The sequence below is a fragment of the Priestia sp. YIM B13552 genome (assembly GCF_042787775.1).
GTDB classification, from domain to species: Bacteria; Bacillota; Bacilli; order Bacillales; family Bacillaceae_H; genus Priestia; species Priestia megaterium_E.
Genome location: NZ_JBHZOU010000001.1, coordinates 519,391 through 531,881 on the forward strand (window position 1 = coordinate 519,391; position 12,491 = coordinate 531,881).

At 39.7% G+C, this 12,491-nt stretch carries 11 protein-coding genes and 1 riboswitch; of the genes, 4 read left to right on the forward strand and 7 right to left on the reverse strand.

Annotated features, from left to right (window positions below; translation table 11 throughout):
• Positions 1 to 86: 86 nt before the first annotated feature.
• The 4 genes from ACFX40_RS02635 (at position 87) to ACFX40_RS02650 (ending at position 3,813) form a co-directional block, all read left to right on the forward strand.
• Entirely contained in the window at positions 87 to 869 is a 783-nt protein-coding gene (locus ACFX40_RS02635; protein WP_013055956.1) for a carbon-nitrogen family hydrolase, read from the forward strand.
• Between the two features lie 91 nt (positions 870 to 960).
• Positions 961 to 1,111: riboswitch (SAM riboswitch) on the forward strand.
• Between the two features lie 135 nt (positions 1,112 to 1,246).
• A complete protein-coding gene (gene mtnK / locus ACFX40_RS02640) occupies positions 1,247 to 2,419 on the forward strand; it encodes an S-methyl-5-thioribose kinase (protein WP_263034413.1) in 1,173 nt (390 codons plus the stop codon).
• A 35-nt stretch (positions 2,420 to 2,454) separates the two neighbouring features.
• Positions 2,455 to 3,513: an S-methyl-5-thioribose-1-phosphate isomerase gene (mtnA, locus tag ACFX40_RS02645; protein ID WP_098332267.1), complete on the forward strand. Its 1,059-nt coding sequence runs from the start codon at positions 2,455 to 2,457 to the stop codon at positions 3,511 to 3,513.
• A gap of 135 nt (positions 3,514 to 3,648) precedes the next feature.
• A complete protein-coding gene (locus ACFX40_RS02650) occupies positions 3,649 to 3,813 on the forward strand; it encodes a hypothetical protein (protein ID WP_263034414.1) in 165 nt (54 codons plus the stop codon).
• On the opposite strand, the gene ACFX40_RS02655 is transcribed toward ACFX40_RS02650, so the two are convergent.
• From ACFX40_RS02655 to ACFX40_RS02685, 7 genes are all read right to left on the reverse strand, one after another.
• Positions 3,814 to 4,317 (reverse strand): methylated-DNA--[protein]-cysteine S-methyltransferase, encoded by a 504-nt coding sequence (locus tag ACFX40_RS02655; RefSeq protein ID WP_028407885.1) that lies wholly within the window; start codon positions 4,315 to 4,317, stop codon positions 3,814 to 3,816. It lies immediately after the preceding gene.
• 18 nt (positions 4,318 to 4,335) lie between these two features.
• On the reverse strand, positions 4,336 to 6,492 hold the full coding sequence (locus tag ACFX40_RS02660; RefSeq protein ID WP_225049643.1) for a PAS domain S-box protein: 2,157 nt from the start codon (positions 6,490 to 6,492) through the stop codon (positions 4,336 to 4,338).
• 429 nt (positions 6,493 to 6,921) lie between these two features.
• Positions 6,922 to 7,635 carry a LutC/YkgG family protein gene (locus tag ACFX40_RS02665; RefSeq protein WP_028407883.1) on the reverse strand — a complete coding sequence of 238 codons (714 nt, stop codon included), beginning with the start codon at positions 7,633 to 7,635 and terminating at the stop codon, positions 6,922 to 6,924.
• Positions 7,613 to 9,052 (reverse strand): LutB/LldF family L-lactate oxidation iron-sulfur protein, encoded by a 1,440-nt coding sequence (locus tag ACFX40_RS02670; RefSeq protein ID WP_377253990.1) that lies wholly within the window; start codon positions 9,050 to 9,052, stop codon positions 7,613 to 7,615. The genes ACFX40_RS02665 and ACFX40_RS02670 overlap by 23 nt, the downstream gene beginning before the upstream one ends.
• 17 nt (positions 9,053 to 9,069) lie before the next feature.
• Entirely contained in the window at positions 9,070 to 9,789 is a 720-nt protein-coding gene (locus ACFX40_RS02675; protein WP_028407881.1) for a (Fe-S)-binding protein, read from the reverse strand.
• A gap of 284 nt (positions 9,790 to 10,073) precedes the next feature.
• The gene (gene nadE / locus ACFX40_RS02680) at positions 10,074 to 10,904 is read right to left on the reverse strand and encodes an ammonia-dependent NAD(+) synthetase (protein ID WP_377253992.1); all 831 of its coding nucleotides are present in this window, start codon (positions 10,902 to 10,904) and stop codon (positions 10,074 to 10,076) included.
• Between the two features lie 35 nt (positions 10,905 to 10,939).
• Positions 10,940 to 12,460, reverse strand: a complete 1,521-nt coding sequence (locus tag ACFX40_RS02685) for a nicotinate phosphoribosyltransferase (RefSeq protein ID WP_377253994.1) — start codon at positions 12,458 to 12,460, stop codon at positions 10,940 to 10,942.
• Positions 12,461 to 12,491: the final 31 nt, after the last annotated feature.

Here is a 12,491-nt window from a genome sequence, read left to right on the forward strand (position 1 = left end):
TGAAATTCTAGTCACAAATAATATATTGTAATACTCAACTTGTAAAGTCATTTTTTTCAACTACTAAAAAAAGGACGGATGATAAAGTGAGTGTAAAAATTACGTGTTTGCAGCTTGATATTGCGTTTGGAAACCCAACTAAAAACCGAAAATATATCGAACAAAAAATGACGGAAGCCCTGAAAGAAAACCCTGATATCCTTGTGCTTCCTGAGCTATGGGATACAGCTTATGATTTGACTCGGCTAGACGAAATTGCAGATGATGAAGGGCAGCAAGCCAAGCAATTAATCTCTCAGTTTGCTAAAACAAACGAAGTAAATATTGTGGCAGGTTCGATTGCGAAAAAAACAGAGCAAGGTGTCACGAATACGATGTATATTTTTGACCGAAAAGGTCGTGAAGTATCACAATACAGTAAACTGCACTTATTTAAATTAATGGATGAACACCTGTATTTAGAAGCAGGAACAGCAAAAAATCTTTTTACACTTGAACAGTCACTGTGCGCAGGAGTTATTTGTTACGATATTCGTTTTCCAGAATGGATACGGGTTCATACTAGCAGCGGAGCAGAAGTCTTGTTTGTTGTCGCTCAGTGGCCGGCTCCAAGACTTGCCCACTGGAAAGCCCTGCTCATTAGCCGTGCAATCGAAAATCAATGCTATGTAATCGCGTGTAATCGTGTAGGCCAAGATCCTAATAACACATTTGCCGGACATTCCTTAGTCATCGATCCGTGGGGAGAAATAATCGCTGAAGCTGGCGATAGCGAAGAACTTTTAAGTGCTGACGTTAACCTGGAACTTGTAAAAGAAATTCGTAAACAAATTCCTGTCTTTACAGATCGCCGTACAGAATTTTATTAATTATGTATTGACAGCCGTTTTTTTGCATGATACGATTTTCACCAGATATCATAAAATATTCAAACAAATCAAAATTGAATAAGTAATCGTACTCTTATCAAGAGTTGGCTGAGGGATTTGGCCCTGTGAAGCCCAGCAACCGACCGTCATTCCATCCTAAGATGGATCACACCCGTAAAACATGTTTTACAAAGGCACGGTGCTAATTCCAACAGAAAGTAATTTTTTCTGGCAGATAAGAGGTTTGAACACTACAATCAAGCCTCTTTCCAACGAAAGAGGCTTTTATATTTTCTAAAATTATAAAAGCCTCCATATATTCTTAAACCTATTAACTTAGTAAACAAATCAGTTTAATAAACTATGGAGGGATTCCGATGTCAACAACAAAAACAGAGAAGTATCAGCCTTTAACAGAAATTTCAGCAATCAAACTTGTGAAAAAGCTAGGTCTTTTTGATGCTACAGAAGCACTGACTGCCCGTGAAATTGGTGACGGTAACTTAAATCTCGTCTTTCACATCATAAATGATCAAACGAATAAATCCATTATCGTCAAACAAGCACTTCCCTATGCAAAAGTTGTAGGCGAAAGCTGGCCTCTATCCTTGAACCGTGCCACAATTGAAAGCAATGCGCTCAAGCAATTCGGTGCATTTACGCCAGAACTTGTTCCCGCTGTTTATTACCACGATGAAACGCTTGCTGTTACGGTCATGGAAGATCTGTCTCATTTAACGATTTCTCGTGCCGGACTTATTCAAGGTGAAAGTTATCCTCTGCTCTCACAGCATATCGGTTCTTTTTTAGGACATATTGCGTTCAAAACGTCTGATTTCGCCTTAAAGCCTCAGGATAAAAAAGAAGAAGTTGTTAAGTACAGCAACCCCGACTTATGCAATATTACGGAAGATTTAGTTTTTACAGATCCTTTTTTTGATATTGATACAAATGAATTTGAAAAAGCGCTGCGTCCTGATGTAGAAGAATTGTGGAATGATAGTGATGTAAAGCTACAAGCAGCAAAATTAAAATATAAATTTTTAACAAATGCGCAAACGCTAATCCACGGTGATTTACATACAGGCAGCATCTTTGCTAGCAGTCAAGAAACGAAAGTGATTGATCCAGAGTTTGCTTTTTACGGTCCGTTTGGATTCGATTTAGGGCAATTTGTTGCGAACTTATTTTTAAATGCTCTTTCTCGAGAAACAAATCGCGAACCGTTATTTGCACACATTACGAACACATGGAACGTATTCAAAGATACCTTTACTGCGCTTTGGCATTCTGAAAGCACTGAACCTTTCGCTAAAGATGAGCGCTTATTACATGAAATTTTAACGCAAACGTGGCAAGATGCTGTTGGATATGCAGGATGTGAAATCATTCGACGTACGATTGGCTTAGCTCACGTGGCGGACTTAGACGAAATTTCTTTAGAGGAAAGAAAAATTAACGCTAAACGTACTGCGTTAAAAATTGGACGCTATTTGCTTCTGCACCAACAAGACGTTTCACCAAATGAATTTGAACATTTACTTCGATAACGAATAATGTACACAATGAAAGGATCGGTATCAGCATGACAAATACACTATCACTTCCGCGCTCAGTGGAATGGAATGAATCATATATTACTTTATTAGATCAGCAGCAGCTTCCTGGCAAAGTTGAATATATTAAGCTGCAAACCATTAAAGACGTATGGGATGCTATCACTACCTTGAAAGTACGCGGAGCCCCTGCAATTGGCATTACGGCGGCTTTTGGTCTTGCTCTTTCTGCGCTTAGCTATGACACAGATTCAGTCAAGGAATTTAACAAAAAGCTAGCTCTTGATCAACAGTATTTAGCTAGTTCACGCCCTACTGCCGTCAATTTATTTTGGGCATTGGAGCGCGTAGCGAAAAGCGCTGAATCCGCTTCGTCCGTTAATGAAGCTAAAACAAAAGTTGTTCATGAAGCTATTCAAATTCAAGTAGAAGATGAAGAAACGTGCTACCGAATTGGAGATTATGCTCTTTCTTTATTTAAAAAGAAAGATAAAATCATGACAATATGTAATGCTGGTTCAATTGCTACAGCTTATTATGGAACAGCCTTAGCACCTTTTCACTTGTCTAAGCAGCGCGATATTCCGCTTGAAGTATTTGCCTGTGAAACAAGACCCGTTCTTCAAGGTTCTCGCTTAACAGCATGGGAACTTCAGCAGTCGGGAGTGGACGTTACGCTGATTACGGATAATATGGCCGCTCATACCATTAAAACAAAAGGAATTAATGGGATTATTGTAGGTGCTGACCGCATTGCAGCAAATGGCGATACGGCTAACAAAATTGGAACATATGGACTTGCTCTTTTAGCGAAAGCATTCGGTATTCCATTTTACGTAGCAGCGCCGCAGTCCACATTTGATTTATCTATTCAAGACGGCAGCAGCATTCCTATTGAAGAACGTTCACCTAAAGAAGTAACACACATTGGGGATACGCAAATTGCTCCAGACGGAATCTCTGTGTACAATCCAGCTTTTGATGTGACGCCAAGCGAACTGATTACGGCCATTATTACAGAGCATGGAATTATCCATGCCCCGTCTTTTGAATCCATTCAAAACGTTTTGCTGCAATCTGCTCAATAAAAAAAGCCGCTGCTATGCGGCTTTTTTTATTGAGCACTGATTTCCACCTGCATTTGTAACACAATTGTAACAGTACTCTCTTCCTTTTCTACATATATTATAGGGGATTTCTTTTGAATAAGGGGGAGAGTAAATATGAGTTCAGAGCAAAAAACGGATAAAAACAAAGCGCTGAATCGTAAGCAGCAATATCAGCTATTCGATTTATCCAAAGATGAAGAACTAAATTCCCTCCCTTCTCCTCAGCAAATTGACGGTGTTTTTGTGCAGGGAGAAGGCTGGAAATTGGACGATGAATAGTTATTTTAACTCAAGAGCGCCTTTTGCTACATTTCTTTCAAGCATTAATAGCTTCTCTTTTATATGAGTTTGAGAACCTGCATAACCTGTTAAAGCCCCATTTTTCCCAATCACACGGTGACAAGGCAAAATAATAGGCAGTGGATTTCGACGATTCGCTTGTCCCACAGCCCTTACGGCTTTAGAGCGATTAACAGAGTCCGCTACCTCACTATAAGACCACGTTTGTCCATAAGGTATATGTTCAAGCGTTAACCACACTTCTTTTTGGAAGTCTGTTCCTTTTATATCCAAAGGCAAATCAAATGTTAACGTGCGCCCTTCAGCATAATCCTGCAGCTGTCGCTTTGCTTCTTTCACATGATGATAATTCTCGTCATGGACAAGTTTTTCAAGCTGCTCGTTATGATCATCGCTATCAAACCAAATATGTTGAACCCCTTTTTCCGAGGCTACAATATAAATTTTCAAATCAGAAAATAAATTCATTTCTCCGTAGTACATATTTTTTATCCTTTCTAATTAAGCTGGAAGAATAACATGAAAAGCTGTGCCTTCTCCTATTTTGCTTTCCACTTCAATTCGCCCTTTATGTTCTTCGATAATTTTATATGAGACCATCAAACCGAGTCCCGTTCCTTTTTCTTTTGTCGTATAAAATGGTTCTCCTAAGCGCTTGATGCGCTCTTCAGGCATTCCGTCTCCTTGATCTCGAATGGAGACCGTCACGTAGTGCGGCTCTGTAGAGGAGACATCAACAAAAATTTTTCCTCCGTTTGACGTGACTTCAATTGCATTTTTAATGACATTTATTAGTACTTGCTTAATTTGGTTCGGCTCGCAGTATACCATTGGCAGCTGAGGGGACACACTTAGTTCAAACTGAATATTTTCTAAAAGCGCTTGAGCATTTAATAAATCGATCGTTTCTTTCACAACCGCATCTAGATTTTTCTTTTCAAACTTTACTGCCTGTGGCTTAGCGAGTACTAGAAACTCTGTAATAATGGTTTCAATTCTTTTTAATTCGGATTTAATAATATCAAAATAAAGAGAATGATCTTCTTGAATGCTGCTTTCTAACAGCTGAACAAACCCTTTTAAAGCTGTCATTGGGTTGCGGATTTCATGCGCAATCCCAGCTGCTAACTGTCCGACTACTTGAAGCGTATCCGATTTCCTAATCTGCTCCTGCATTTGATTTCGTTCCGTTACGTCTCGTAAAAGCGTCATATATAGACCTGGCAAGATATCTTTTTTCGTGGAAAATTCGATATTTTTAACTTTTTCGTTCCCCGTAACGTACGTAATCTCTCCTTCAGCTTCCCCTTTTTGCTCAATCGTTTCTTTATGCTCAATGACCGCATCTAAATTCGCTGAAGAAATAAAATCCTCCATGGAGTGCGCACAAATCTCCTCTTTGCTGAGTTCTAGAATATCACAAAGAGAAGAATTTACATCAATAATATTTCGCTTGCCGTCCCATAAAACTAACCCATCGATCGAACCATTAAAAATCTGTCTGAATTTCTCTTCGTTATTTCGAAGCTCCTGTTCGATTTTTGTACGTTCACTGATGTTTCGAAAAATCGTTAAATGGTCTCCTTCTATAATGCCTTTTTTCCCTGTGAATTCCAACTGTTTGATTTCTCCATTTGGCATGTAAAAAGGAAGCTGATTGCGAATTTCTCCTTTTGTTTGAAACGTTTGGAGCACCTTTAACGCACTAAAGCTTTTTGTATCGATAAATGTATACAAATTGCTTCCAATTAATTTGTTTAACGGCAGCTCAAATGTACGCGAAGAAGCAAGATTAGCGTTCAAGATTTCACCATCGTCTCTCCAAATCAAGATCGCTTCAATCGCATTTTCAAAAATAGCCCTGAAATTTTTTTCGCTTCTCAACAGCTGCTGCTCCATCAGCCGTTTTTCCGTCACGTCTCTCATAATGGACATATAGTATTGACTGTATATATTAGCCGTTGTGGTAAATTCAAAAAAAGTAACGTCTCCATTTTCGAGCCTGATCGGTAGCTCGCCGCTTGTCTTTCCTTCTTGATGCAGAGTTCTCCATAATTTTTTCACCTTATAATGATAAGTAGGTTCTACAAGCTCTTCTAATGTTTTGGTTAGAAGCTGTGCTCTTGTATAATTTAATCGTTCGCAAAATGAAGGGTTCGCGTCGATAAGCTGACCCGTTCGATCAAAAATGACAATTCCGTCTACCGCTTCATTAAATACATCCATAAACATATGATGACTAATAAACCGTTCATTTTCCATCATTTTGTGCTGCGTAATATCCCGAAATGTACACACAATAATGCCCGACATGTGACTATGTTTGTGTGAAGTAAATTCAACATGCTTCATCATGCCGCTTCGAAGCGTCATCGCGCCTTCATATTTGAAATAGCTTTCTTCTAAAAGTGCTGGATAATATGCTTCAATCATGTCATACGGAAAATACATCAGAAAATCTTTCATTTGATACGTTAATAGCTCATCCTTTGTTTTTTCAAACAGCCCGCAGGCTGATTCATTTGCATTTATAACTTGAAAATACTCATCAAATACGACAATGGCATCTAATACGTCATTAAAAATAGCTCGTAGCTGCTGTAATTCATCTTGCTGCTTTTGCGCAGCTTCAGATGTTAATTCTCTATGTGGTGACATGCTCATTGCTCCTTTCTTTTGCACTTCCCATTTCCCCACCTTTTATCTATAGACTTAATATTCTACAAGATTTGCTTTTTACCTTTTTAAAATTAGGCACGTTTATTCAAAATGCGACATTTCTTCACATTATCCCGCTATTTAGAAATGGAGCATGAATAAAAGAGGCTGAGACATAACAAAATGAATCCAATCTAAAGACGAATAAATGAGATGCATGAGCTAGCTGAACCGCTTGTGACACCACAGTTGGTTTCCGTGCAAGACTTCGCTTTCCGCAGGAGTCTTTGCCTTGCCCTCCAATCCACTGCTAGAAGGAATGAAACAGCTAAAACCTATGCTCAACATAACAAAGAAAACGAACCGTGAATCAAACATGTTGATTCACGGTTCGTTTTTCACTTCGCCTAAAATACGTTTGTCCCAGCCTCATCGATCATTCACTACAATATAAGTGGCCTGAATAGGTCCATGCACACCAACGACTAAATTCATTTCAATATCGGCTGAATTGCTCGGTCCCGTAATAAAGTTAATGCAAGAAGCAATCGTTTCTCCTCGCTCTACTTTTTCATGAATCATTTCAGCGGCTTGTGTCATGCGAGGGACAATTGAGCTTTGAGGTATGATTGCAATATAAGTGGCGGGCAGCAAGCTTACCGCTCGTCCTTTTTCAGCACTGCTAAACAAAACAACTGTTCCAGATTCCGCTAACGTCAAATCACTGAAGGTAATGCCAACATTTGCTTGTTCAGCTAGTGTAATATTCTCATCGCCTTTAACTGAATTCCATACATGAAGGCTACTGCTTGTTTCCCATTTCTCCATCAGCAGATTCAATCCATATTCGGAAAACCTAGGATCATCCCACGTGCTCACAAGACCATTTCCATAGTTCGCTACGGCTTCCTCAAGGACAGCTGGCAAGTGTTGTGATGATGTTTCTACATAGCGAGTATGAATACGTTCGCAATGGTTTTCAAGCTCTTTCTTTAATTGATCCGGCGAATAGCTGCGGTAGACCTCATGCTGAGGAGCGTGCTTCCATTGTGGCTTTACTACGCCGCTTGTTCGCCTGTTTCGCTTAAGATTAGCAGCAACATTGTCTAAAAAACTGTCTCTATTTTGAATGCTTCCGTTCATCATCATCACTCCTTTTATCAAACCAATCTCGTAAGCGCTCTTTTGTAGGTGCGGGAAACTCTCTACTTTCCGTCCACGCTTTTAATGGACCAGGTCCTTTGGAAATACTGCTTCCTGACATAAAAGGCGTAAGAGCTGCCGGTGCTACTTTAGCACCCACTGTATATAGAGAAGAAGAAGCTGCTCCCAAGCCAAATGCTTTCATCGCCAGCTTTTCCGAAATAGGTGCTTTTCCTTCTTTTTCGACAATTCGCTGACGATGCTTGTGTAATAGCTCATGCAGCGGAATTTTGACCGGACAGGCATCTGTACAGGCTGCGCATAGCGTTGATGCATAGGGAAGCTCTTTGTAGTCTTCATAGCCTCCAAGCAAAGGAGATAATACAGCTCCAATCGGACCTGAATAAATAGATCCATATGAATGCCCTCCAATATGGCGATACACGGGACATACATTCACACATGCCGCACAGCGAATACACTGTAAAACAGATTGAAACTCAGTTCCTAAAATCGCAGATCGCCCGTTATCTACAATCACTAGGTGAAATTCTTCCGGTCCGTCTACTTCCCCTGGAAGTCTAGGCCCTGTAAGCGCTGTTACGTAACTTGTGAGCCGCTGACCTACTGCACTTCTAGTTAACAGGCTTACCAACACTTCAAACTCTTCAAACGTTGGCACAATTCTTTCCATTCCCATAACCGTAATTTGCGTTTTAGGAAGGGCAGTTGTTAACCTTGCATTTCCTTCATTGGTTACAAGTGAAATAGATCCAGATTCTGCAATCGCAAAATTACATCCCGTGATGCCAATATCTGCTGATAAAAATTCTTTTCTCAGCATTTCCCGGGCATGAAGAGCTAGTTCTTCAGGTTTTTCTGTTTTTTTATACGAAAGCTTTTCCTGAAATACATCTCTAATTTGTTCTTTATTTTTATGAAGTGCAGGAGCTACGATATGAGAAGGCGGATCGTGATCATCTATTTGCAGGATATATTCTCCTAAGTCCGTTTCAATAACTTCACAGCCTAGTTCTTCTAAAGCAGCGTTCATATGAATTTCTTCTGTAACCATTGACTTGGATTTAACCACTTTCTTTGCCTGCTTTTGCTTCGCTACATTTTTTATGTACTCATTCGCTTCTTCAGCTGTTTGAGCGAAAAAAACGTGGCCTCCGCGTTTAGCTACATTATCTGTCAGCTGTTCTAAATAGTAATCTAAGTTTTCAAGCGTATGCTGACGAATTTCTTCACCAAGCGCTCGCCATTCTTCCCAGTTTCCTAACTCTTCTGCCGCATCTAATCTACGGCTTCTTAAGCGCTCTTGAGCACCTGAAACCGCAAAGCGCATAAACGCATTATTGACTCCATCATCAACACGTTTTTTAAACTGGTCGTTTCCTATTTTCATAGACATTCGGCATTCTCCCTTCTTTACATTCTGCTATTTAATACTTCAGCGATATGCATCACTTTTACAGGCTGTCCTTTTCGTTCAATTCTTCCTCCAATATTCATAAGACAGCCGCAGTCGGCTCCAATTAAGTACTCTGCGTTTGTCTTAGCTATACAGCCCACTTTTTCATCGACCATTTGTTCAGAGATTTGCCCCATTTTAACCGAAAACGTTCCGCCGAACCCGCAGCAGTTATGACTGTTTTCAAGGTTTTCCATTTCAAGCCCCTTTACATTGTTTAATAGTGTAAAAGGTTCTTTTTTTACGTTTAGCAAACGCGTCATATGACAAGAAGAATGATAAGTGGCTTTACCATTTAAGCTGGCGCCTACATCTTCCACTTTTAAAACGTTTACAATAAAATCCGTTAGCTCATACGTTTTATCAGCAAGCTTCACGGCAGATTCATGCCATGCAGCATCACTTTCAAAAAGATGCGGATACTCTTTGAACATTGTCACACACGAGCCAGACGGAGATACAACGTACTCTGCATGCTGAAACGCTTTTATCATGTTTTTCATCGCTTCTTTTGATTCTTTTACATAACCGCTGTTATATGCAGGCTGTCCGCAGCAAACTTGACTCTTTGGAAAATCCACTTCGCATCCTAATCGTTCTAACAATTCTACCGTCGCTTTTCCTACATTTGTTTGAAACATATCAATCAAACATGTGGCAAATAAAGATACTTTCATCATTTGCTCCCTCCAAGCTGATCATTTTACTTCTTTTAGTTAACAGGTCATCAGATGACTTAATGCTATTATACTCCTATGTTTTTCTAATTTCACTAGTTTTTCAAAAATACCTTTCTTTGTTTGCTATCTTTTTTCATAGAAAATAAGAAATTGAGATACGTGAAACCTACGTTTGCCATGTCATTAAAAAAATCCGACGGGTGAAGATTCTCTATCAAGAATCTTCACCCGTCAGATCTTCCTTCAACTAAAAACTACGTTTGTCTTAGCTTCTTACTTATTTATTTCCAAAAATCATCAAATACTGTGATTGGCAATTGGCGTTTATGCTGCGTTTTTAAGAAGTGACCTTCAATGACGTTACTTGCATGTTCACCTACATCTTTGCCTTCTAAATAATCGTCGATTTGCTCATACGTTACGCCAAGCGCTTCTTCATCCGGAAGCTGTGGACGATCTTCTTCCAAATCAGCCGTTGGTTTTTTCATATATAGATGCTCGGGACAGCCTAATTCTTTTAGCATTTGTTTTCCTTGTCGCTTGTTCAGACGGAAGATAGGTACTAAGTCAGCTCCTCCGTCACCGAATTTTGTATAAAATCCTGTAACAGCTTCAGCAGAGTGATCCGTTCCGAGTACGACTCCACTGTACATGCCCGCTACCGTATATTGCGCAATCATTCGTTCACGTGCTTTTACATTTCCTTTGTTGAAGTCGGAAACTTTATCATCTGCCGCTTCTTCAACAGCAGAAAGCATCGCATCTACTGCTGGTTTTACGTTAATAGAAATAGATTTTGTTGGTTGAATAAAAGCAAGTGCATCTTGACAGTCTGCTTCATCTGCTTGCACACCGTATGGAAGACGAACAGCAATAAACTGATAGCGTTCTTCTCCGGCCTCTTCGTTCAACTCATTAACCGCTAGCTGCGCCAGCTTTCCAGTTAACGTAGAATCTTGGCCGCCGGAAATACCTAGTACAAACGAACGTAAAAAAGGATATTTGTTCATGTAGGATTTCAGAAAATCAACGCTGCGGCGAATTTCTGCCACGGGATTAATTTCTTTTTGGACGTGCATTTCTTCAATAATTTGCTTTTGTAGCTCTTTCATAAAAAAACTCTCCTCTCATTACTAGCTGACGGAATCTACACAAGTACGGTATCAGATAGTAACTTGCTTCTAGTCTCTTCAATATTTTGCATTTTGTTATCCCAGCAGTTTGTACTCAAGTCTACCGGATACTCTGTAGGACGGAATACATCTTCGTTCGATTTTGTAATGACTTTGTAGTCATCCCATAGATGCTTTAAGTTTTGTAAGCAGTAGGCTCTCATTTCTTCAATTGTAGGCTGCTCGTACATAAGCTTTCCCTGCGCAAAGATTGGCTGGTGAATTTTACGTGCGTTAAAGTTCGTGACAAACTTGCTGACGTGCGTATGAATCGGATGAAACATTTTTAAGTGCTGCTCTTCGTTCGGCACTTCGTCTTGCATCGTAATATAATCGCCTTCCCATTTGTGGTTCACTTGGTTTACAATTCGGTATACTTCTTTTAAACCAGGAGTGGAAATTTTCTCTGGATTTTCTGACAGTTTAATCGTATCCACCATGTTTCCATGATCATCTTCAATCGAAACCAGCTTGTACACCGCTCCTAGCGCAGGCTGATCAAAGGACGTCATGAGCTTTGTTCCAACTCCCCATCCATCAATTTTGGCACCTTGCGCTTTCAAATCTAGAATGCTGTACTCATCGAGATCATTCGAAGCAAAAATTTTCACATCATGATAGCCAGCTTCATCAAGCATTTTTCTTGCCTCTTGAGAAAGATATGGAAGTCTTCCGCTATCTAATCGAATACCGATAAAATTAATGCGATCTCCCATTTCATTTGCTACTTTAATAGCATTGGGAATACCTGATTTTAACGTATTATATGTGTCTACTAAAAAGATACAGTTACGGTGTGATTCCGCATACTTTTTAAACGCACTATATTCGTCACGATAGACTTGAACAAGCGCATGAGCGTGAGTGCCGGATACAGGAATTCCAAATACTTTTCCCGCTCTGACATTACTCGTTGCGTCAAAGCCTCCGATATAAGCAGCTCTTGCTCCGTAAAAAGCAGCGTCCAGCTCATGTGCTCTTCTTGAGCCAAATTCCATAAGTTGGTTTGTACCCGTATGCTCGTATAAATTATCTTCTCCCGCCGCCAAGCGAATACGCGATGCTTTTGTCGCAATCAGCGGATGGAAATTTAAAATATTTAAAAGCGGCGTTTCAATAAGCTGCGCTTCTGCTAAAGGAGCGTCAATTTGCAGCATCGGTTCATTAGCAAAAATCATTTCGCCTTCTACGACCGAACGAACATTACCGCTAAAGCGAACTTGCTTTAAATAGTCGATAAACTCCGCTTCATAATGCAATTCTTCATATAAATAATCTAAGTCCGTTTCGCTAAATCTGAAATTAGCAATAAAATCAATTACTCTTTCTAGCCCGGCAAACACAGCATAACCGCTTTCAAACGGCATCCGACGAAAGTAAGCTTCGAATACAGAACGGCGTTTATGAATATGGTCTTTAAAATACGTATGTGCCATATTCAGTTCATATAAATCTGTATGCAAAGCTAAACTATCATCTCTATATTGCTTTTTCATACTTTGTAACCCTCCATTTGACAATCCTAGT